This is a genomic window from Chitinophaga ginsengisoli, from assembly GCF_003014595.1.
GTDB lineage: Bacteria > Bacteroidota > Bacteroidia > Chitinophagales > Chitinophagaceae > Chitinophaga > Chitinophaga ginsengisoli.
Map to the genome: position 1 here is coordinate 472,132 of NZ_PYGK01000003.1, position 22,734 is coordinate 494,865.

Annotated in this window: 17 protein-coding genes; 8 read left to right on the plus strand and 9 right to left on the minus strand. The window is 46.6% G+C overall.

Annotation, left to right across the window (positions count from 1 at the left end):
- The first annotated feature begins 33 nt into the window (after window positions 1-33).
- A complete protein-coding gene (locus tag CLV42_RS09865; protein WP_106601736.1) occupies window positions 34-1,056 on the plus strand; it encodes a quinone-dependent dihydroorotate dehydrogenase in 1,023 nt (340 codons plus the stop codon).
- Between the two features lie 82 nt (window positions 1,057-1,138).
- On the opposite strand, the gene CLV42_RS09870 is transcribed toward CLV42_RS09865, so the two are convergent.
- The 7 genes from CLV42_RS09870 to CLV42_RS09900 all read right to left on the minus strand — a co-directional run bounded on the left by CLV42_RS09870 (window position 1,139) and on the right by CLV42_RS09900 (window position 11,240).
- Window positions 1,139-3,139 carry a glycoside hydrolase family 127 protein gene (locus tag CLV42_RS09870; RefSeq protein WP_106601737.1) on the minus strand — a complete coding sequence of 667 codons (2,001 nt, stop codon included), beginning with the start codon at window positions 3,137-3,139 and terminating at the stop codon, window positions 1,139-1,141.
- Between the two features lie 13 nt (window positions 3,140-3,152).
- Window positions 3,153-4,769 carry a RagB/SusD family nutrient uptake outer membrane protein gene (locus CLV42_RS09875; protein ID WP_106601738.1) on the minus strand — a complete coding sequence of 539 codons (1,617 nt, stop codon included), beginning with the start codon at window positions 4,767-4,769 and terminating at the stop codon, window positions 3,153-3,155.
- Between the two features lie 19 nt (window positions 4,770-4,788).
- Window positions 4,789-8,067: a SusC/RagA family TonB-linked outer membrane protein gene (locus tag CLV42_RS09880; RefSeq protein ID WP_245901580.1), complete on the minus strand. Its 3,279-nt coding sequence runs from the start codon at window positions 8,065-8,067 to the stop codon at window positions 4,789-4,791.
- Window positions 8,068-8,335: 268 nt separating this feature from the next.
- A complete protein-coding gene (locus tag CLV42_RS09885; RefSeq protein WP_106601739.1) occupies window positions 8,336-9,205 on the minus strand; it encodes a FecR family protein in 870 nt (289 codons plus the stop codon).
- A gap of 70 nt (window positions 9,206-9,275) precedes the next feature.
- Window positions 9,276-9,863 carry a sigma-70 family RNA polymerase sigma factor gene (locus CLV42_RS09890; protein ID WP_106601740.1) on the minus strand — a complete coding sequence of 196 codons (588 nt, stop codon included), beginning with the start codon at window positions 9,861-9,863 and terminating at the stop codon, window positions 9,276-9,278.
- 117 nt (window positions 9,864-9,980) lie between these two features.
- Window positions 9,981-10,688, minus strand: a complete 708-nt coding sequence (locus CLV42_RS09895; protein ID WP_106601741.1) for an RsmE family RNA methyltransferase — start codon at window positions 10,686-10,688, stop codon at window positions 9,981-9,983.
- A gap of 219 nt (window positions 10,689-10,907) precedes the next feature.
- Complete coding sequence (locus CLV42_RS09900; RefSeq protein ID WP_106601742.1) at window positions 10,908-11,240, minus strand: hypothetical protein; 333 nt, start codon at window positions 11,238-11,240, stop codon at window positions 10,908-10,910.
- Between the two features lie 221 nt (window positions 11,241-11,461).
- Here CLV42_RS09900 and CLV42_RS09905 point away from each other — a divergent pair, with 221 nt between their 5' ends.
- Window positions 11,462-11,785 (plus strand): hypothetical protein, encoded by a 324-nt coding sequence (locus tag CLV42_RS09905; protein ID WP_106601743.1) that lies wholly within the window; start codon window positions 11,462-11,464, stop codon window positions 11,783-11,785.
- Window positions 11,786-12,350: 565 nt separating this feature from the next.
- Here the strand turns inward: CLV42_RS09905 and CLV42_RS09920 are convergent.
- Window positions 12,351-13,694: an MATE family efflux transporter gene (locus CLV42_RS09920; protein WP_106601746.1), complete on the minus strand. Its 1,344-nt coding sequence runs from the start codon at window positions 13,692-13,694 to the stop codon at window positions 12,351-12,353.
- A gap of 76 nt (window positions 13,695-13,770) precedes the next feature.
- A complete protein-coding gene (gene dnaB / locus CLV42_RS09925) occupies window positions 13,771-15,342 on the minus strand; it encodes a replicative DNA helicase (protein ID WP_106601747.1) in 1,572 nt (523 codons plus the stop codon).
- A 618-nt stretch (window positions 15,343-15,960) separates the two neighbouring features.
- Between dnaB and pheT the strand changes: the two genes are divergently transcribed.
- From pheT to CLV42_RS09955, 6 genes are all read left to right on the plus strand, one after another.
- Window positions 15,961-18,393, plus strand: coding sequence for a phenylalanine--tRNA ligase subunit beta (pheT, locus tag CLV42_RS09930; protein ID WP_106601748.1), 2,433 nt, complete (start codon window positions 15,961-15,963; stop codon window positions 18,391-18,393).
- 66 nt (window positions 18,394-18,459) lie between these two features.
- Window positions 18,460-18,768, plus strand: coding sequence for a hypothetical protein (locus CLV42_RS09935; protein ID WP_106601749.1), 309 nt, complete (start codon window positions 18,460-18,462; stop codon window positions 18,766-18,768).
- Between the two features lie 20 nt (window positions 18,769-18,788).
- On the plus strand, window positions 18,789-19,082 hold the full coding sequence (locus CLV42_RS09940; protein ID WP_089828561.1) for a cell division protein ZapA: 294 nt from the start codon (window positions 18,789-18,791) through the stop codon (window positions 19,080-19,082).
- 313 nt (window positions 19,083-19,395) lie between these two features.
- Entirely contained in the window at window positions 19,396-20,961 is a 1,566-nt protein-coding gene (gene rny, locus CLV42_RS09945) for a ribonuclease Y (protein ID WP_211303423.1), read from the plus strand.
- 120 nt (window positions 20,962-21,081) lie between these two features.
- Window positions 21,082-21,681 carry a 3-keto-disaccharide hydrolase gene (locus CLV42_RS09950; RefSeq protein ID WP_106601751.1) on the plus strand — a complete coding sequence of 200 codons (600 nt, stop codon included), beginning with the start codon at window positions 21,082-21,084 and terminating at the stop codon, window positions 21,679-21,681.
- 209 nt (window positions 21,682-21,890) lie between these two features.
- On the plus strand, window positions 21,891-22,703 hold the full coding sequence (locus CLV42_RS09955) for a purine-nucleoside phosphorylase (RefSeq protein WP_106601752.1): 813 nt from the start codon (window positions 21,891-21,893) through the stop codon (window positions 22,701-22,703).
- The last annotated feature ends 31 nt before the right edge of the window (window positions 22,704-22,734 follow it).

Sequence of the window (22,734 nt, forward strand, 5' to 3'; positions counted from 1 at the left end):
ACTATTGCCTAACTTATTTATCTTTGTGCCCGCATGTATAATCTTATCAAAAATATACTCTTCCGCTTCCCGCCGGAGAGCATTCACTACAAGGTGATGAAAGGCCTCAAGGTGATGCATAATATCCCCCTGGGCAAAAATATCGTACGTTCTTTCTGTCAGCCGACACGCAAGGACCTGGAAAGGCAATTATGGGGACTGACCTTTAAGAACCCCGTAGGACTGGCAGCCGGCTTTGATAAAGACGCCCGCTTCACAGACGAACTGGCCAGCCTGGGATTCGGATTTGTGGAAATCGGCACCGTCACCCCGGTGGCACAACCCGGCAATGATCAACCCCGCCTGTTCCGTCTTCCTGCCGACCAGGCTCTCATCAACCGGATGGGCTTCAATAACGGAGGCGCCATGGCTGCTGCCAAACGCCTGCAGAAAAGGAAATCAGATATTATCATCGGGGGTAATATCGGTAAGAACAAGATCACGCCGAATGAACAGGCCATCAACGATTATGAGAAATGTTTCCATACACTGTTTGATGTGGTGGATTATTTCGTTGTGAACGTCAGCTCTCCCAATACGCCTAATCTGCGTGCATTGCAGGAGAAAGAGCCTTTAAAACAGCTGCTGCATCATTTACAGATGCTGAATGCACAAAAGCCGAAACCCAAACCTATTCTGCTGAAAATAGCGCCTGACCTGACTACCAGTCAGCTGGACGATATTATCGAGATCGTACAGGAAACCAAACTGGCCGGTATTGTTGCTACCAATACAACGATCGACAGGGAGAACTTACAAACACCTGCAGAAGAAGTAGCCGCTATCGGCTCAGGAGGTCTCAGTGGCCTGCCGGTGAAGGAGAAAGCGACAGAAGTGATCCGGTATATACACAAACACACCAATGGCGCTGTGCCTATCATTGCCGTAGGAGGTATCTTCACCGCTGCCGATGCACAGGAGAAACTGGATGCAGGGGCGTCGCTGGTACAGGTGTATACAGGCTTTGTATACGAAGGACCGACGATTGTAAAGAAGATCTGTGAAGGATTAAAATAATCATACTATAAACACTACAGGCGTCATATGTACGGTGTACACGTGACGCCTGTAGTATTAAAATTGGAGTGTTGCTGATGGATTACCTGGCCAATATTTCCACATCCACTATTTTCTCAGGAAACCACACATTCATTTCCCCTTCTCCCCTGTTTGCCCAGGCATAATACGGGATCAGCGTTACCTGCTTCGCCACCGTACTTACCTGTTGTTGCTGTTCATTCACATTGATGCTTTTGCCTTCCCCTTTCAGTACCACCACACCATTCAGCAGCTCCTTTCTTACTTCAGGCTGAAATACATCAGGCAATAAGAGATTGCTGGTACGGCCATCATTATCCTTCCATTCTGCACAATACATCAATGGTCCACGCTGGATAGCCACCTTACCATTATCGTCCTTCACCTGCTGGTCGGCCAATACTTCATGTGTCTCCATCGGCAGTTGTACTTCCACTACATCTTTTTTGTTCCACTTCCTGTTGATCACTGCATATCCCTGCTCCAGCTGATAACTTACCGGCTGGCCATTCACTTTGATCAACACACTATCTGCCTTGCCGCCCTTGAAATAATAGATCCCTCCGGGAATAGCCTCCTGCCTGGCCCAGCCGGGTATACGCACCTTTAAGGTGAATTCAGTGGCGGCAGATGGATCGATATTGAAACGCAGGTCGCCCTCCCAAGGATAGTTGTTCGACTGCACAATCTTTACCTTTTGCTTTTCTACCTGCAATGATGCCGTGTTGTTCATAAACAGGTTGACATACACTTCACGTCCCTTCTGCGCATAGATGTAACCTGGCAGCGAAGGCAGGAAGCGCGCCATATTTGTAGGACAGCAGGAACATTCAAACCATCCTGAGCGTGTTTCCTCCAAACTATGATAATGCATGCCTTTACGCACCTGCATGGCATTGGTATAGAAGAAAGATTTACCGTCCAGTCCTACACCAGATATCAGTCCATTGTACAGCACCTTCTCCAGCAGATCCACATACTTTGCATCGCCATGCAACTGGAACATGCGCTGATTCCAATAGACGTTACCGATAGCCGCACAAGTCTCATTATAAGCGGTCGCATTGGGCAGGTCATAGTTCTCACCGAAGCGCTCACCATCAGGGATGGCACCTATTCCCCCCTGCACATAGATCTTTTTGGTAGTCATATTATTCCATATCCTGTCAATAGCATCCAGATACGCCGTATCGCCTTCCAGTGTGGCAATATCAGCCATTGCTGAATACAGGTACATCGCTCTCACAGCATGTCCTACTGCTTCGGATTGCTTTATTACCGGCTCCTCGTCCTGCCAGTATTTACCATTCTCCCATGGATTCCGGCTTTTGGTATTATACTGCCGCTTACCTCTTTCATCGATGAAGAATTTTGCCAGCTGCAGGTATTCTTTCTTCCCGGTAACGCGGTATAAACGTACCAGTCCCATCTCCACTATTTCATGTCCGGGTGCTACACCACGTTTGCCAGGGCCAAAAGTCTGTACCAGCAGATCTGCATTCTTCAGGGCGATATCCAGGAAATTGCGTTTGCCGGTAGCCAGATAATGTGCGCAGGCTGCTTCAAACATATGCCCGGAATTATATAGTTCATGACTCCCATCATGCTCTTTCACCCATCGTTCTGGTCCTGACCAGTCGTGTGGATGCAATGGGTCAATTGTTCTCGCCGTATACAGGTATCCATCCGGTTCCTGCGCTTTGCCAACAATTGCGATCAGCAAATCTACATAGGCGTCCATCTTCTTATCGGGCGTAACAGCCATAGAGTAAGAAGCCCCTTCGATGGTCTTGTAGATATCCGTATCATCGAACGGGAACTTCGTACAGAATTTTCCTTCTTTCGCTGCGGCCATTTCAAAGTTCTTCACACGGCCAGTACTTTCACATCTTGCAAAGGAGGCAGGAATCGTCACATGATGATTCGTACGTACACGCGGCAGCCAGAAACTGTCGGTCAGCTGTACGGCGGTGAAATTCACGGGCCTCACTGGATAGTCCGCCTGCTGTGCGCAAAGTGGCATTGCATACAGTAATGCGAGCGATAACAATTGTTTTTTCATAACCCTATATAAATTAATAACCATGATTCTGTTGAAGATTGCCGTTCTTATTGATCTCCGTACGGGGAATAGGAAACAGTTCCCGGTAGTCGCCATTAGGTGTATGCGAGAACCATGACTTTTTGGTAAACACCTTAAAGCGGATCAGGTCCTGCCGGCGACGGTCTTCCTGTGTAAATTCCCAGCCCAGTTCATCCAGGAAACGGCCATACTGGATATCAGCACCTCCTTCCTTCGTCTGATTCAGGTGATCGCGCAAACCGTAGTCATACACACTTCCCTTCAGCAGATCAGCACCTGTGACAAGGGCTTTCTCCGGATGCTCTGTAAAATTCCGTTGTCTTACCTGTGTTACCAGCGCAGCTGCCTCATCTGCCTTATTGTTCCTTAACAGGCTTTCCGCTTTCATCATCAGAATGTCTGCATAGCGGAATAAAGGCCAGTCATTGCTCAGCTGTACATTGGCTTTCTGCTTGATCTCAAATTTACCTAAACGGAAACCATGTATTTCTTCTGATTGATCAATACCCGGTACTTCGTTGACAAAGGCCAGTGGTTTACCGGTGTAAGCGCCCATTGTACATTTCAGTTCAGCACCAGCAGCGCTGTACTGCTGTCCTTTGATCCAGTTATCGCGATAGCGTGCATCGTCCAGATCAAATGTATTGATGAACTGGGGAACAGCGCAGATACCTCCCCATGGAGTAGACTTGAGATTATAAGTAGCCTGGCAGGCAGGCTGTAATGTCTGCATATGAATATCAAAGGCATTCCAGTTCGTTACATATGTTTCATCAAATGGCAGTGCGAAGATGATCTCTTTGGAATTCTCGTTATCTGTTACAAATACGCTACGTTGTACAGGTTCCAGTATAAATCCCTTTCCCGAATTGATGATGGCATCACAGGCAGTAATACATTCATCCCATGCAGAAGTGCCGCTGTATACCTCTGCGTTCAGGTACATCTTTGCCAGTAGTGCATAGGCTGCCCACTGATTGAACTTGCCATAGGTTGTCTTATCATTCTTATCACTCAGTAATGGGAGATTATCCTTTATTTCCTTGACGATGAATTCATATACTTCTTTACGCGTGCTCTGTTTCGGCAGGAATCCATCAGGCACGTCAAACTTTGTCACGATAGGCACATTGCCATATACATCGCACAGCACATAATAATAAGAGGCACGTAATACTTTCAGCTCTGCCAGTGTTTCCTCTTTACCATTGCTGACAGGAATGCTTCCCGATTCAAGCTGATAGATCACACGGTTGCAATTGGTAATACCGGCATAAGTACGGTTCCAGGTATTGATGGTCACATCATCATCAGCCGTCCACTTATGCTCATGCAAACGGCGATAGATACCGCCATCCACCCAGCCATTGGGACGTGCAGGAATCACCGCTTCATCAGACGTAGCTTCCTGTATGCGGGCATAACCATTCCAGTCATTCAGCACAAGACGCCAGTTCACATAAGCAGCGCCCACCAGTGAAGCCAGATCTTCTGTAGAAGGATCAAATTGTCCGGCGATGATCTGGTTATAGCTTGTATCTTTTAATTTGGTGCAGGCAGACACCAGTAACAGCGTTGCCAGTAATATAGTCTTGATAGATTGTTTCATAACAGCAGAAATTAACGGATCAGAAATTCATGTTTACACCCACAGTAAATGTCCTCACAGAAGGATATTTATCCCTGTCATCATTGCCAGGCGCCAGTCCCAGCCTGTTCACCTCAGGATCAATACCCTTATAACCAGTGATGATAAATGTATTCAGTGTAGAGACATACATACGTGCAGAATGGATGTATTTTGACTTCAGGTTCCTGAAACTGTAACCCAATGTGATATTATCCACTTTCCAGAAATCACCATTCTCTACATAGTAGCTGTTAAACTCCAGCGGCATGTCTTTACTCAGCACTGCCTTACCGAACACTTTATCATAAGCAGATTTCAAACGGTTGTACTGCTGCAGGCCTGTGTTCTCATAATACATGCGCTGAAAGTTCAGGATCTGATAATCGAAAGCACCGCGCATGGTAATATTCAGATCAAACTGTTTATAACGGAACGTATTGTTCCATCCGCCATAATATTTCGGAAGACCATTTCCCAGTACACGTTTGTCTTCGAAAGCATGCTGGTAGCTGTCATAAGGAACAGGCTTTCCATCACGGCCTTCATAGATCCATTTACCATCCTGAGAAATGTCTACTACTTTGAAGCCATAGAAATCGCCGATTTTATCACCGATGTTAACAATGTGTGTAAAGGTCTGGATCGGCTCACCGGTACCACCTGTGGTGAAGTAGTTGTTAGTAGTCTTGTAAAGATTGTTAGACAGACTTACAAGTTTATTGGTGTTGGTAGAGAAGTTCACGCTGGAGCTCCATTCGAAATTCTTTGTCTTCACCGGGATGAAGTTTACCAGTACTTCCAGTCCTTTATTTTCCATCTTGCCTACGTTTGCACGGGTGGATGGATAGAGGTTCGGAGGACTTGGCACCTGGTAGTCATACAATAGTCCATTGATGCGGCGGATGTAGTAATCCACACTACCACTGATCCTGCCACTGTGCATAGAGAAATCCAACCCTGCATTCGCCTCATGTTTTTCCTCCCAGCGCAGGTCAGCATTGGGGTTCTGTGAAGGGCCCAGTGTCTGTATCCATACGCCATTTACATATACATAGCTGCTGTAGTTCAGGATAGCTACACCGAGGAAGAGATCCGTAGGCTGCGTACCTGTAACGCCATAACCTACACGTAATTTCAGATCATCGAACAATGTTTGTCTTTTCATAAACGCCTCATTGCTGATACGCCATCCGGCAGAGATGGCAGGGAAGGTACCCCAGGGTTGTTTGGTGCCATACAGCTGGCTGGCAGCTTCATGACGTAAGCTGGCCATCAACAGGTAACGGTCATCATAACTATAGGTAGCCCTGCCAAAGAAACCAATGAGGTTTGTTTCCAGTTTATCACTGTATTCCGGTGCCAGTCCTTCTTTCAGCGCCTGTCCTATACCGATGTTGTTATAAGTAAAACGATCTGTCGGGAAGTCCCAGTTCTGCATCCAGTGACTGTTATACTCCCGCTCCTGGTAGCTGTAACCTGCCAGGGCTGTGAATTTATGTCTTCTGACATTGGCAGTGTACTGTGCTGTCAGTTCCATCAACCTATCCATGCTTTGTGAAGAACCTACCGATGCATAACCGTTCCTGCTGTCCCTCAGATTGGAGATATGCTTTTTAGTTTCTGAGTAGCCTCTGTCTTCGTTGTAGTGGGTGTAAGAGAATAAGGCGGACAGTTTCAGTCCTTGTACAGGCAACAGCGTCAATGTACCATTCAGACGTGTATTCTGTGAAGTATTCCGGCCATCGCTTTCCATGAGCCTTGACACCGGGTTTTCGTAGTTAAACAAGCCAGTCTGTTCATACCAGTTTCCCGTTGAATCACGCAACGGAGAGGTAGGATTACGGATGAGTGCCTGCCTGTAGGTATAACCATTAAAACTAAAGCCATCGCCGGTAGTGGTGTACCTGTTGTTGGCGCTCAGCATACCCAGGTTGATACGCAGTTTATCATCCAGCATACTGTGGTTGATATCGATACGGCCGGTGAAGGTCCTGTTATCCGATTTCTTCATGACACCTTCCAGCGAGCGGTAGTTCGCATTCGCGAGATAATTGGTTTTGGCATTACCACCTCTCATGGTAAGGTTATGTACATGCGTGAATGGCGTCTGTGATATTTCCTTGAGCCAGTCGGTATTAGCGCCCTGGTCCCAGGAAGCATCCCTGGTGCCGTCCTTGATCTGTTGCCGGTAGTCTGCAGCTGTCAGCATTTCCGGTTTGCGGGCAATACTTTGTGTGCTGACATACCCGCTATATTCCACTGAATTGCTATACGTTCCACTGGCCCTCCGGGTAGTAATGATGATCACACCATTCGTACCACGGGTACCATAAATCGCGGCAGCAGAACCATCCTTTAATACATCCACAGATTCTATGTCCTCAGGCGCTACGGTCTTCAGATCGCCGGGGATACCGTCTATCAGGACTAAGGGATCCGCATTAGCGCCCAGCAGGGTAGTATTACCACGCAACAGGATCTGTGAGCCGCTGGTAGGATCGCCACTGGGTGTACCAATGGAAAGTCCGGCTACTTTACCTTGTAACAGCTGACCGGCATCCAGTACATTTCCCTTTACGAAGTTTTCTGATTTTACTGTAGCGACAGCGCTGGTCAGGTCTCCTTTGCGCAGGCTACCATAGCCGATCACCACAACATCCGCCAGGGAGTTATCGCTCAGGGCCATTTGGATATTCAGCTGACTACGGCCTTTGACAACTATTTCCTGTGTGCGGTAACCGATATAACTGATCAGCAGTGTATCGGCCTCATTCCTGGCTTCGAGAGAGAACACGCCTTTCTCATTAGTGATGGTACCGGCCCTTGACGATTTCACCACAATGCTCACCCCGGGCAGTGGCTGACCTTTTTCGTCGGTCACCATCCCGGTGATCACCTTGTCCATACCCTCGGGTACCGGCAGTCCTTTTGCTACCGCCTGCATGGCGGCAGACATGGGCATTCTTTTGATAATGATATATTTCCCCTCCTGCACATAGAACAGGTCGTGGGGCAGCAGCAAGGCGTCCAGTACCTCTTTTAATGAGCGTTCCTTGTTTTCCAGTGCGGGTACGGGCGTATTGCCGGCCAGCGCACCGTCTACTACAAAGAGGAAAGGCGCCTGCGTTTCGATACGTTTTAATACTTTATCAAGTTTTCCTTCCCTGATATTCAGTTGCAACATCACGGTGTTCAGGTCCTGTCCGCTGGTATTACGGGCAATGAGCAACAACGTTGTTGTACACAGCACTATCATGATCATGATCACTGTTCGCATTAGCTTAAACAAAAGGTCTGGTAAATAATGGTGGGTAATGCCCATAGGCCTCCCTGTCAAAATACCGTAGTATTTCATATCTTTAATTGCATTTTGTATGATGTAATAGAATACAAAGCCGTAGCGCTGCGTTGCATGTATGGTTTGCAGACTCTTATGCAGACGGCGCTATGTTTTCCTTTCCTGATAGGAAAGGATTTTTTATGTGGTATTACCGGGAAATGCTGTTGTTTTTTTCATAACGGGATTGCTTGATTTTTGTGAAATATTATTGGCACCCTTCTCCGCTGATATATACTTCTTTTTTGTCCTGACTAATGCGGAATGTGGAATTGTTGATCTTACATAATAGCTCCAGTATTCTCTCCATAGACGTGTGTTCATCAAAGCTGGCAATGAATGTACACTTCTTCAGTGCGTCATTCTCAAAATGGAAAGCTACGTCGTACTTCCTGCTTAACATGTTTGCAATGGATTCAAATGTTTCATTGTTCACTTCAAACCCGCCTTTTATCCAGGCGTGGTAAACGGTTGCGTTGACTGTTCTTTCGGCTGTGCTGTCTGTTACTTCCTTCAGCGTGATCTGTTTATTGGCTGTCAGTATTGTAATATGTTTTCGTTCGTCTTCCACCCGTATCTTTCCGGAGGCGACGGTGATAGCAGTTGGCTCGCCGTTGTAGGCTTTAATATTGAAACTGGTGCCCAGTACAGTTGTAGTGCTGCCTCCCGCTTTTACGACAAATGGCTTATCGGCCTTTTTCACATCAAAAAATGCTTCGCCGCTGAGTGTTACTTCCCTGCGCTGCGGCCCGTCAGTGTATTGAAGTTTGCTGTCGGCATTCAACCATACAATGCTGCTGTCGGGCAGTACAATCCTGTTCTGTTGTTGCTTTGGTACATATACGATAAGTTTCTTTTCTACCTGCTTCGGATATAAAGCCCAGATGCCCACGGCTATGATAACCGCTGCAGCCATCCACCATACTGTGGACAAATGCCGCCTCCGGGGCCTGTCTTCATCCCTGACTATATCCATTTCTTCCTTTCCGTACCATTGCATCAGGATGTTGATCTCTTCCTCTGTAGCGGTGCCTGCCAGCCATTTGCGGGCAAGTTCGTGGATGTAATCATCAGGCATTATTTCCTAGTTATACTAATTAAGAGTGTATAACTGACAATTTACCCTTGCTTTTAAGAAAGATTTTTTTTCAGAAGAGAAGTGTATGTAGTGCGCTTAGTTTCAGGCGTAATATTTTCAAGGCTTTGGTGAGGTGCCCTTCGGCTGTTTTTTGAGATATATTGAAGGTTTCAGCCGCCTGGCCGATAGAGTAGTCGAGTAGTTTATTATAATAGAACACCTGCCGGCTCTTTTCCGGCAATTCACTGGCAACGGTTTCTATTAGTTGTAAGAGGAGCCTGTCATTTACCAGGGATTCCACGTCGGTTTCTTTGTTGCCGGAGGCTTCCGCCATATCGGATAAAGTCTTCATTCTGGCGGCAATGGTCTGCCTGCTGGCCAGGTAATGAAATACAGCGTAACGGGTGATGGCGAAGAGGTAAGGTTTCAGGGCGGAGATCTCTATGTCATGTCTTTTCTCCCATAGAATAATGAAGGTATCCTGTACGATCTCTTCTGCGATCTCTTTGACGTGGAGGCGCTTCATGGTGACATGGAATAACAGGTCCCAATACCGGTTGTACACTTCATTAAAAGCGTCAACGGAATCAGCCCTGATCATATCCCACAGGTAATTATCCGTGTAAGTGGAATCCGGATGAATGTGCGCGTTCTTCACGTGAAAAGTATAAAGCCCTTATAAGTGTGTAATCTACAATTAAATCTTCACTTTTCCAATATGGGATTACCTATCAGGAAATACTGGCCTGATATTTTTTCTTTATGTGTTGTGGGATTATAAGGCAGTGGCGTTGACGGCATTCATCATAGTACAACCTACTATTCCGGCAGTTTCAGTACGCAGGCGGGTGTCTCCCAATGAAACGGGCTGGAATCCTTTTTCCAGGGCCAGTTTGATCTCTTCCGGCGTGAAGTCGCCTTCTGGCCCGATCAGCAACAGGCTGTCCTTACCCGGCTGCATGGCTTGCCACAGGTGTTGCTTCTGTTCCGGCAGGCAATGCGCGATAAACAGCTGGTCCGCAGGTGGCTGCTGCACCAGTGTCTCAAAGGTAGCGGGAGCAGTGAGCTCGGGGAGGTAAAATTGCTGTGATTGCAGCATGGCGGAGACGAGGATGCTCTCAAAACGGTCCGCACGGAACTTTTCCTTTTCGGTACGCTGGCTTACCAGGGGGATGATGGCCTGTATACCGATTTCAGTGGCTTTCTCCAGGAACCATTCTATACGGGAGGTATTTTTAGTAAAGGAAATGGCAATGCGGACAGGCGCTTTTACAGGCGGCATCAACTCATAGTTTTTCACCTGCACCACACACTTTTTACGGTTGTCGTCCGTGATAACGGCGGTATACCTGCCACCACGACCGTCGGCCAGCAGCACTTCATCACCGGCCTCATGGCGCAGCACCTGAATGCAATATTTGGAGGTAGGTTCGTCCATTGTGTAATGACTGGTGCCGGAGGTGATGTCTTTCGCGTAAAACATATTGCCTGTTGAAATTTTTGCAAATATCGGTTACTTGGTGGATATGGGGAGCATATGAATTGCATATGACTAGCATATTCCTCCGTTTAAAAACGGAGGAAGAACGGAGGAATATGCTAGTCATATGCAACTCATATGCTAGATAGATGGAGATACCGGCTTTAATGAGACAAATCACTTCGAAGAGAATATATAAAAAAATAGATACTACATTTGGGATTAATCGTTGAATAATGTGTTATAATCTTCAACGCTGCCTACCTTATAACGTGAAAGATCGTTAGTGATCTCACGCAGATCATTTATCTCATTGTTAAACATTTCTAACTGTGTGCTGGCTTCGTTCTTTAAGTCTGCATCTATAATTAATGTAGTGCTTTTCTCAGCTCCTTTGAAAATCGGAAAAATACCGGTCACTATGTCTTTGGCCATTTCTGATGTATAACTGTTGAAATTCTTTTCAATATCATCTATGATTCCCCTGATTAACTCTGCTATGTTAGAAAGTCCTTTCCGGACATTCAGAATAATGACCAAATGTTCATTCCTCATAGTGTATTTTTTTCTAAGTTAGGAGGGTACTTTAAGACTAGCAAATAATGAGAAAACGTTGTATAGATACATTTACTATCTTATTATGTTGACTACTTTTTTCTCTTGATGAAACTTAAAGAATAACAAAATTTGAGTCGTTAAAAAATTTCATCTTAATACTTATTCAGATGGCAATCGGATAGCATAAAAAAAGCTATATTGATTGCTAAATATCCATTGTGGCTGATAAACTGAATTATGTAGATGATAATATAGTAACCCCAGTTTGTAAAGTCAGTGATAGTTATGGTCTCATGAGTGAACACAACCTGACCATTAATGATCTAATTAATCTTTGTGGTGGCATTCCATCCAGAGAAATTACTGAGTGCAGAATTGAAATTATTACAGGCACCAAAGACATTGTGCACATAAAGGTATTTACTGATTTATACGAAGTGGTACGTTCAATTGACTTTGAGTACGGCCTGATCGACAATCATTTTATGCTTGTGTATAAAAAAGGTGAAAACATAGGCACCCGATTATTTTTAAACAGGTAAAAGCCGCTATTAAAAGACGGTTTATAAAACTTAAAACTACAGCGTTTGCTCCTAGCCAATATGAAGACACAGCATGGCTAGGATATTATTTTTGGGGAAGGGTTGGATATAAAATGCTTCCGGACGAACAAATGGAGTTTCAAGAATGGATAAAGGAATTTGAGCGGAGTGAAAGTTCTTTACAGGAATTATTATTAACCAGGGACGGTCGCGAATTATGGAAAAAATATGGATATACATGGATTGGCGAATTCTACCTTAACGGCAAAGGAAATTGTCTGTATTATCTAACACGTTATCTGCGGAGCAAGAATATATCCTTTGAAGCTGAAATTCCGATGTTAAACATGTGGCAAATGCAATAACTGTTGTTTAACCTCCGTAATACTTTTATGCTTGTTTTCCAGAACAAATTCTATCTGGTTCGGATACATCTTCTCCACAGCTTCAATTCCCTTTTCGCTAAAGAGCACGAAAGCTAAAAGCATTTCACTAATTACAAGCTTTTTTCTATATGATTCGAGATTATCCATCATTACAAATCTACCGAAAAAAGTGATTCTATTTACACATCCGCTACCACCGCCCTCGTCTTATGTTGAAACCTGAAAAACAACAATACCGACGCCACCAGCAATCCAATCAACAATCCCCACCAGATGCCCTGTACACCGTACCCAAGATAGATCCCCAGGAAGTAACCTACAGGCAATCCTAACACCCAATACGCCAGCAATGTGATCACAGTTGGTATCCGTACATCTCCTAATCCACGAAGAATGCCCAGCCCTACCACCTGTGTACCATCAAACAACTGGAAGAACGCAGCAATGATGAGCAGATTAGCGGCAATATCAATAACGGCAGGATCATTGATATACATCAATGGCAGCAGCCTGCAACCCAACATAAAGATCAGGGCTGCCATTCCCATCATCACCAGTACCATATGATAACTGGCTATGGCGGAAGAACGCAGCTCCCGCCACTGTCCTGCACCAAAGTGATTCCCGCTTTTGATACCTGCAGCAGCAGAGATACCACTGGCCATCATGTAAGTAATAGACGCGAGATTGATGGCTATCTGATGCGCCGCCTGTTCTCTGGCTCCTATCCAGCCTGCCATCACGATAGCACTACTGAATGCACTCACTTCAAAGATATATTGCAGGGCTACAGGCGTACCGATACCCAGTATCTGTTTGATGGCAGCCATAGACAAATAACGTTGCCGGAAGTTTACCAGGTAAGCCTTGAAACGTGGAGAAGACAGCACATACCAGGTCATAGCGACCGCCATCAGGAACCTGTCTGTCAGTGTACCAATACCCACACCGATCACACCCAGCTTTGGCGCACCAAACAGTCCATATACCAATGTGATACCGATCGCTATATTCAATACATTCCCAATGATACTGATGTTCATGGCCTGTCGGGTGAATCCCAGTCCCTCCGCAAACTGTTTAAACGTCAGGAAGATCATCAGCGGAAAGTAGGAAATGCCCAGCAGCTGCAGAAAAGGTTTGGCCAGTACACGTACATCCTCTTCCTGTCCCAGCAGGTGCAGGTAATTACTGCCGGCGATGATGGCTGTTGACAACAACAATCCAAGCACAATATTAATGACAAGACTATGGCGCAGCAGGAAGCCGCATTGCGCAATGTTCTTACGACCATGTTCCTGGGCAATCAGCGGGGTGAGGCCATAGGACATCCCGATGCCTACGACCATGAATATGGAAAACAAACTGCTTCCCAGCGCTACTGCAGCCAGGGGTACATCACCGGTATGACCAATGATGATCGTGTCGGAAAAGGCCACCAGAACGTGCCCTAACTGGGAAATAACAACAGGGTATGCTAACCGGAAATTGTCTTTGTAGTACAGACGATATTTAGTCCACATAATCTTAATAGGGGGAAATTAAAAAAGGCGCTCCGTAGTGAAGGAGCGCCTTTAGTATTATTACTAATCTGTTTACTTAAAAAGGAGCATCTTCAAATCCTTCATCGAAATTCATGTCGTTCATCTTGGAACCCTTCTGGATATACAGCTTCGCTTCATCGTTGCCACCGCCGTCATTACCACCGCGCATTCCTGCGAATGAATTACTGCTGCCACCACCGGGGTTTTCCAGACTTCCATCATCTTCAAAACGCTGGAATTCGAGTACCGCACGCAACTTGATGGTATCCAGCTGACCGTTACGGTGTTTAGCTATACGCACGTGGGTCTCCCCTTTGTTGGATTCGCCCATCTCGTTGGTGTTGATCTCATAGTATTCAGGACGGTACAGGAACATTACCATGTCAGCATCCTGCTCGATCGCTCCGGATTCACGGAGGTCACTCAACTGTGGCATCTTGTTACCATCTTTACGCTTTTCCACGTCACGGCTCAACTGGGAGAGGGCCAGGATCGGCACGTGCAACTCTTTTGCCAGCCCTTTCAGGTCCCTGGAGATCTTACTGATCTCCTGCTCACGGTTAGTGCCCTTTCCATCGGCACTACCACTCATCAGCTGCAGGTAGTCGATGATGATCACCCCTACCCCGTGGTTGTGTACCAGCCTTCTGGCCTTGGCGCGCAACTCAAAGATGTTCAGTGCCGGGGTATCGTCGATGAAGATAGGTGCTTTTGCCAGGCGTTCAATACCATGGGTCATCAGCTTCTTCATTTCATACTCTTCCAGTTTACCCCTGGTGATCTTTTCCAGTTTTATTTCCGACTCCGCTGACAGGATACGTTGTACGATCTGTCCGGAGGACATTTCTAAAGAGAACACCGCTGCTCCTTTCGGGAATCTTGGGTGAAGGGCGGCGTTTCTGGCCAGGTTCAGTGCGAAAGCCGTCTTACCCACCGCAGGACGTGCCGCGATGATGATAAGATCCGTCGACTGCCAGCCATAGGTTACTTTGTCCAGTGAAGGGAATCCGGAAGGTACCCCGGTAATATCATCCCCACGGTTACGCAGGTCTTCAATACGCTTCATGGTGTTCACCAATACCCTGTCGATACTGTCGTAGTTCTTACGAAGGTGGTTGTTGGTCACCTCGAAAAGTTTACTTTCCGCGGAGTCCAGCAGGTCGAATACGTCGGCCGTGTCCTCATAAGATTCACTCAGGATCTCTCCGGATATGCGGATCAGTTCCCGCTGAATGAATTTCTGCAGGATGATACGGGCATGCGCTTCAATATTGGCAGAAGAAACCACGGTGTTGGTCAACCGGGTAATATAATATGGGCCGCCCACTATTTCCAGTTCGCCCATTGAACGGAGTTCCTCCACAACGGTCAGAATGTCCACCGGCATGGATTTACCTGCCAGCCGGGTCATAGCCGTAAATATCTTCTGATGTGCTTCTACGTAAAAACATTCACCTTTCAATATCTCTACCACCGTGTCAAATGCTCCTTTCTCCAGCATAATGGCTCCCAATACAGCCTCTTCCATCTCCTTTGCCTGCGGAGGAATCTTGCCGTACATCATGGTAGATACGTCAACGGACGACTTACGACGCACGTTGCGGTCTTTCTTTAGATTGAGATCCATCTCTATTTGTTCGTGATTAATCTGTTAATCAAAAAGTTATTGTGTCGTGGCTTCCTTAGTTCTCTTTACAATTTTGTTGTACCCGCTGAGCAACTCCCGTTTTATTAAATTGTAAACTTTTTTGGGCCGTACCGACTAAGGTAACCGCATTTTTCGAGTTTCTAAAGTTTGCCTGGGTATATAATTTATAAGCTGACATGCACATGTTATGCACCCGCAAAATGACAGTTATACACTGACTATCGATCCTTTATCCACCAAATCAACACAATATCCCCACACAAAGGTCTGGATATTCACAAACAATGTGTAAAAAAGTTTCACACATAGGGTTTGCGGATTTGCACATTGTTTCCCGTGAGCTATTTCGTATTTATGTAACCGGTATAATCTGGTGCGATTGTTGGGCGCGGGCCAGAAATGGGACAGGGCCATCCCCCTTGTTCGACGCTTGTTCGATGCTTGTTCGATGCTTGTTCGATGCGTACTCTCTGCCAAAGGAAGGCCACGTACACCCGGGATTTTACCGGCAGGTACACAGAACCGGGCGCTATTCCGTCCTCTATATAGGGACTATTCGTGATTTACACTAACTTTACGGACTTATATAATTTACAAATGACTATTTCGTACAATTGGCTGTGTGACTATTTGCCGGTTAAACCCACACCGGAGGAACTATCTGTTATTCTGACGCGTATAGGCCTTGAGGTGGAAAGCCTGGAACAATTCGAGTCCGTAAAGGGCAGTCTCGAGGGACTGGTGATCGGAGAGGTATTGACCGTAGCACCTCATCCAAATGCCGATAAACTGAGATTAACAACAGTAAATACAGGTGGCGGGGAACCGCTGCACATTGTTTGCGGCGCTCCCAATGTAGCTGTCGGACAAAAAGTAGTAATAGCACCCATCGGAGCCACTATCTACCCTGCCAGCGGAGAACCGCTGACCATGAAAAAAGCGAAGATCCGTGGAGAAGAGAGCCATGGAATGATCTGTGCGGAAGATGAGATCGGTATTGGCGAAAGCCATGCCGGTATTATGGTGCTCGATCCGTCCCTGCAACCTGGTACCCCCGCCAGAGAGGTGTTTAAACCCGTTCAGGACTGGATCTATGAGATAGGCCTGACGCCCAACAGGATGGACGCTATGAGCCACCTGGGTGTGGCCAGAGATGTGTGCGCTTACCTGAACAATAGTGAAAACACACTGACATATAAGGCATTAATACCTGAACTATCCACCCTGCCCAAAGCAGCGACTCCATACGAGATCGGTGTTACTATAGAAAATACGGACGCTTGTCCACGGTATAGCGGTATTTCCATCACTGGTGTGAAAATCGCGCCTTCCCCCGACTGGCTGAAGAATAAACTGCTGGCCATCGGTGTAAGACCTATTAATAATATAGTAGATATCACCAACTTCATCCTGCATGAAACCGGTCAGCCGCTCCATGCTTTTGATGCAGACGCCATTGACGGCCGTCAGGTAATCGTAAAGAACCTGCCGCAGAACACGGTTTTTGTAACCCTGGATGAAAAAGAGCGTAAACTGGACGCCGCAGACCTGATGATCTGTAATGGCAAGAGTGAGCCAATGTGTATTGCGGGTGTTTTCGGAGGTCTACGTTCCGGTGTGAAGGATGCTACGACGAATATCTTCCTCGAAAGCGCATGTTTCAGCCCGGCCAGCATCCGTCCTACCTCCTTCCGTCACGGCCTCCGTACTGATGCGGCAGCCCGGTTCGAAAAGGGAACTGATATTTCAGCGACCGCCTTCGTATTACAACGCGCTGCTGCACTGATCTGTGAACTGGCAGGCGGGCAGGCGGCATCGGAAATAGTGGATGTATATCCTCATCCGAAGGCACAAACAGAAGTGGAAACCAGCTGGAGCTATATCCGTAAACTGAGCGGAAAAGCTTATCCTGAAGATAAAATCGTAAACATCCTAAGCAGTCTCGGCTTCGGTATACTTAAAAAAGATGGAGAAAGATTGCGTGTGAGCGTGCCTTACAGCAAACCTGACATCAGCATCCCGGCAGACATCGTGGAGGAAGTGATGCGTATTGACGGCCTGGATAATATCGAGATTCCTTCGCAGGTACTGATCACTCCTGCCGCCAATCCGAAACCGGACAGGGAGAAAGTGCGTGAAAAGGCAGCTAATTACCTGGCATCCAACGGGTTTAATGAGATTTTTACCAACTCTATCACAAATAGTAAGTATTTTACAGCTGAAGTGCTGCAGCGTACCGTAAAGATGATCAACAGTCTCAGCGCCGACCTGGATGTAATGCGCCCTTCTATGCTGGAAACCGGCCTGGAAAGCGTGGCACACAACCTGAACCGCCGCAATGACAACCTGCTGTTCTTCGAATTCGGTAACACATATGCGCTTATTGAACAGGGTAAATACGAAGAAACTGCGCACCTGAGCCTCTACCTGACCGGTCAGAAAAGAACGGAAAGCTGGATGCATAAAGCCGAGCCGGTGGATTTCTACTTCCTGAAGGGCTATGTACAGAACCTCTTCAGGCAGTTGGGTATCAATGGCCTGCAGTGGGCGGAAGCTGAAGGCGACGCACTGCAGAATGGCTGGCAGATCAGTGTGAAGAATAAGCCTGTTGTAGTACTCGGCGCTGTTAACGCACAGAAACTGAAACAGTTTGATATTAAGCAACCGGTGTGGTTTGCCGACTTCAATTGGAAGATTGTATTGGGATTACTGCAAAAAAGCGATAACTTTTATAAGGAAATACCAAAGTTCCCGGCTGTTCGCCGCGACCTCGCGCTCGTACTGGACAAGCAGGTGAAATTTGCTGCTGTGGAAGCTGCCGCCAAAACGGTTAAATCTTCCCTGCTACAGGAACTGAACCTGTTTGACGTTTTTGAGAGTGAGAAACTGGGCGCTAATAAAAAGTCATATGCCGTTAGCTTCACCTTCCAGGATGCCCAGAAGACCCTTACCGACAAAGAGATAGATGCGGTAATGGATAAACTGGTAAAAGCATTTGAAGGACAGTTACAGGCAGAAATCAGAAAATAATCCAGGGATTAGGAATTAAGAAGAGGAAGGATCCGCTTCTTAATTCTTAATAATGAATTGAATTTTATGGCTTTAGAGCAGTACATACAAAGGATAGACGATAAGCTCCATTTGTTGTTGAAAAAACTGCAGCAGGTGCAGGCTGAAAATGTATTGCTGAAAGAGCAATTGCAGGCACAGGAAGAAACACTGGCAGCCCGGGATGAAACGATCGAGGCACTGGAAAATAAGCTCCACCTGGCCAAAATGGCCGTGGCCACCCAGGGTACACCGTCCAGCCGGGAAGACGATGAAGAATTCAGAAAGGAAATGCGAACAAAGATCAACGATTATATAAAAGAGATCGATCGCTGTATCGCACTGTTAAACAGCTAGTTAAAACCAAATCTACCGACATGGAACAGCTGATTCCCATTAATATTGTGGTGGCCGACAGGTCTTACCGTATTAAGATAAGACCGGAGGAGGAAGAGGAAGTACGCCGTACCATGAAGGAAGTGAACGAAAAGATCATTGAATTCAAAACAGCGTACGCTGGTAAAGACCTGCAGGATTATATTGCCATGGTCCTTATCATGTACGCCACCCATCCGGTGACAAGCGGGGGAAAGATACAGGCGGGTCTTGCGCCATTCCTGGAAGAGAAGTTACAGCACCTCGAAGCGCTGCTGGACAGCTCGCTGAAATAACGAAACCAGAAAGGAGCAAGAGATTGATTGACACAGATCTGTGAGGCACTAGAATATTTTGAAAAAGTAGATTAGCAGCTAGTAACGTATTGCAATTATATTACAACATACTACTAACATAATCAACGCTTTATCCACTTATTAAGTACAGGAATTTCCTGTAAGCTCCCACACATCTGCATATCAGCTCATTATCCCGTCATTTCGCACGTTCTTTTTTGTATTTTCGCGAATCAAGTTCTAAACCCTCTACCTTTCCACGGAATGGGATATGGCCAGGAATGCAACATAAATCAAGTATTAAAATTTTTGTATGGAAGTTACTTTAATGTCGACAATAGCTGCAGTGGTGGCATTGATCATAGGTATTTTGTTAGGTAAGGTGATTTTTGCCAAGAACACACAACATAAAATACAGGAGGCAGAATTACAGGCACAGAAAATAGTTTCAGAAGCACAGCTTACCTCAGAAAACCTCAAGAAGGACAGGTTGCTCGAAGCAAAAGAGAAATTCCTCCAGCTGAAAAGTGAGCACGAAAAAGAAGTTTTACAACGTAACCAGAAGATAGCAGATTCAGAGAACCGCATCAAACAGAAAGAGCAGACGCTGAACCAGAAGACAGAGAGCTTACAGAAACAGATGCAGGAGAATGAGGCGATCAAGGAAAACCTCACCCGCCAGATGGAACTGGTTGCGATCAAACGTACTGAACTGGAGAAACATCAGGAAGAGCACATCCGCCGCCTGGAAAAAGTAGCGGCCCTGACTGCTGAAGAAGCACGCCACCAACTCATTGAAAGCCTGAAAGAAGAAGCCCGCTCACAGGCGCTGGCTCACATTCAGGAGATTATCGAAGATGCCAAACTGAAGGCAAACAAAGAAGCTAAAAAGATTATCATACAGTCCATCCAGCGTACTGCTGCCGAGCAGACCATCGAGAACACCATCACCGTGTTCAACCTGGAAAGTGACGAGATCAAGGGTCAGATCATTGGTCGTGAGGGCCGTAACATCCGTGCGATTGAAGCCGCTACCGGTGTGGACCTGATCGTAGATGATACCCCTGAGGCTATCGTACTGTCTTCCTTCGATCCATTACGCCGTGAGATCGCCCGTTTGTCCCTGCAACGCCTGGTACAGGACGGACGTATCCACCCTGCACGTATCGAAGAGGTAGTAGAAAAGACCAAGAAACAGCTGGAAGAGCAGGTGATGGAGATCGGAGAAAGAACCGTGATCGAACTGGGTATCCATGGCTTACATAAAGAACTGGTTCGCCTCGTAGGTAAAATGCGTTTCCGCTCCTCCTACGGTCAGAACCTGCTGATGCACTCCAAAGAAACTGCTAACCTTTGTGCAATCATGGCAGCTGAACTGGGCCTGAACCCTAAACTGGCAAAACGTGCCGGCTTGCTGCATGATATCGGTAAAGTACCTGATGAAGAAACTGAACTGAGCCACGCCCTGCTGGGTGCGAAACTGGCTGAGAAATATGGTGAGCATGCTGCGGTAGTGAACGCTATCGGCGCCCACCACGATGAAATGGAAATGCAATACGTGATCTCCCCTATCGTACAGGCTTGTGACGCCATCAGCGGCGCCCGTCCTGGTGCCCGTCGTGAGATCATGCAGAGCTACCTGCAACGTATCAAAGACCTGGAAAACCTGGCCCTCGCCCATGACGGTGTGGAAAAGGCTTACGCTATCCAGGCCGGCCGCGAACTGCGCGTGATCGTTGAAAGTGATAAAGTAACTGATAATGACGCTGACCGTCTGTCTTTCGAGATCGCTAACAAGATCCAGACTGAAATGCAGTACCCAGGTCAGATCAAAGTAACCGTGATCCGTGAGAAACGTGCTGTAAACGTAGCACGCTAAACCGGCAACTGTATAAAACCTATTTTAAAAGGCGTCCTGAAAACAGGGCGCCTTTTTTATTTTTAGTTTCTTACATTTAAGTTCCACGTATTCTTATAGCTTATTAAACCGTTCTGAAAAATGAAAAAACTCCTCTTGCTGGCTGCTATCCTGTTCACGGGCAGTCCACTCATCTTCGCACAGAAACAGTCCCTCTTCAACGGCAAGGACCTTGAAGGCTGGAAGATCTACGGCACCGAAAAATGGTACGTGGAAAACGGCACCCTGGTTTGTGAAAGTGGCCCCGATAAGGAATATGGCTACCTGGGCACCAACCAGTCGTTCAAGAACTTTGAACTGACCCTGCAATTCAAACAGGAAGCCGATGGTAATAGTGGTGTGTTCTTCCACTCTTCCATTGAAGGAACAAAGATCACCGGCTGGCAGGCGGAAGTAGCGCCCAAAGGCAAACATACCGGTGGCATATACGAATCTTATGGCCGCGGATGGCTGATCCAGCCAACAGCCGATAAAGAGCAGTACCTGAAAGAAGGAGAATGGAACACCATGAAGGTGATCGTCAAAGGCAACAATGTCACCACCTTCCTGAATGGCCATGAAATGATACAGCTCACAGACGATAAAATTGGCGATGCCAATGGACAGATTGCACTTCAGATCCATGCCGGCGGAGGCATCAAGGTAAGATGGAAGAATATTTCAATTACGAATCTCGACTAGAAAAATAACTTACAGACTGCGGTGAAGCACTCTTCAGGGGGTGTTTCACCGCAGTTTTTATTTACTGCGGATATTTGTAAACGACTTCGATCCTCCGACAGGAGTTATGTCACCTCTGCTATTTGACGAATATCAATCCTCAATCAAGAATTACCTGCTACCTTCGCTGCTGTCTAATCGTAAATTGATAATTCGTAACTGATAAAACCATGCTTCAACAGCAAATAAAAGACGCAGCCGCCTTTCTGAAAGACCTCCAGCCTGCCCGTGTAGGCATCGTACTGGGAACAGGACTTGGTCAACTGGTCAACCATATTAAGATCCAGCAAAGCATCCCCTACCACCAGATCCCTCATTTCCCGGAATCTACCGTAGAATCGCACAAGGGACAACTGATCTATGGCCATATCGGAGATACGCCGGTTATTGCCATGCAGGGCAGGTTCCACTACTACGAGGGATATACTATGCAGCAGATCACTTTCCCCGTGCGTGTTATGAAAGCCCTCGGCATTCAATACCTGCTGCTCAGCAATGCGGCCGGTGGTATCAATAAAGCTTATTCCAAAGGCGATATGGTACTTCTGGACGATCATATCAACCTTCAGACTGATAATCCTCTCCGTGGTCTCAATTCACCCGATTTCGGCCCACGTTTCCCTGATATGAGCCGTCCTTATGATCCGGTACTGGGCGAGGCTTTACTAACTGCTGCTGCCTCCCTGGGATATAAGATGCATACGAATGGGGTATACGCTGCCGTTACAGGGCCCAATCTTGAGACCAGGGCAGAATACCGTTATCTGCGTACCATTGGTGCTGACATTGTCGGAATGAGTACTGTGCCTGAAGTGATCGTGGCCAACCAGCTGCAAATACCTTGTGCAACAGTTTCAGTTATCACAGATGAATGCGATCCTGACAACCTGCACCCGGTGTCTATTGAGGAGATCATCGCCGTGGCGGGTACTGCAGATAAGAAGCTGAGTGAGATCTTTGCAGCGGTGGTGGGCAAATTATAAATAACTGTTATTGATAATAGTGTAGGATGTA

Bases quoted from the DNA above. Each gene is read 5' to 3' on its own strand.
- CLV42_RS09900 (WP_106601742.1), bottom strand. From the start codon at position 11,240: ATGAGGAATGAACATTTGGTCATTATTCTGAATGTCCGGAAAGGACTT.
- CLV42_RS09950 (WP_106601751.1), top strand. From the start codon at position 21,082: ATGAAAAAACTCCTCTTGCTGGCTGCTATCCTGTTCACGGGCAGTCCA.
- rny (WP_211303423.1), top strand. From the start codon at position 19,396: ATGGAAGTTACTTTAATGTCGACAATAGCTGCAGTGGTGGCATTGATC.
- CLV42_RS09895 (WP_106601741.1), bottom strand. From the start codon at position 10,688: ATGTTTTACGCGAAAGACATCACCTCCGGCACCAGTCATTACACAATG.
- CLV42_RS09955 (WP_106601752.1), top strand. From the start codon at position 21,891: ATGCTTCAACAGCAAATAAAAGACGCAGCCGCCTTTCTGAAAGACCTC.
- pheT (WP_106601748.1), top strand. From the start codon at position 15,961: ATGACTATTTCGTACAATTGGCTGTGTGACTATTTGCCGGTTAAACCC.
- CLV42_RS09870 (WP_106601737.1), bottom strand. From the start codon at position 3,139: ATGAAAAAACAATTGTTATCGCTCGCATTACTGTATGCAATGCCACTT.
- CLV42_RS09885 (WP_106601739.1), bottom strand. From the start codon at position 9,205: ATGCCTGATGATTACATCCACGAACTTGCCCGCAAATGGCTGGCAGGC.
- CLV42_RS09865 (WP_106601736.1), top strand. From the start codon at position 34: ATGTATAATCTTATCAAAAATATACTCTTCCGCTTCCCGCCGGAGAGC.
- CLV42_RS09935 (WP_106601749.1), top strand. From the start codon at position 18,460: ATGGCTTTAGAGCAGTACATACAAAGGATAGACGATAAGCTCCATTTG.
- CLV42_RS09875 (WP_106601738.1), bottom strand. From the start codon at position 4,769: ATGAAACAATCTATCAAGACTATATTACTGGCAACGCTGTTACTGGTG.
- CLV42_RS09940 (WP_089828561.1), top strand. From the start codon at position 18,789: ATGGAACAGCTGATTCCCATTAATATTGTGGTGGCCGACAGGTCTTAC.
- CLV42_RS09880 (WP_245901580.1), bottom strand. From the start codon at position 8,067: ATGCGAACAGTGATCATGATCATGATAGTGCTGTGTACAACAACGTTG.
- CLV42_RS09920 (WP_106601746.1), bottom strand. From the start codon at position 13,694: ATGTGGACTAAATATCGTCTGTACTACAAAGACAATTTCCGGTTAGCA.
- dnaB (WP_106601747.1), bottom strand. From the start codon at position 15,342: ATGGATCTCAATCTAAAGAAAGACCGCAACGTGCGTCGTAAGTCGTCC.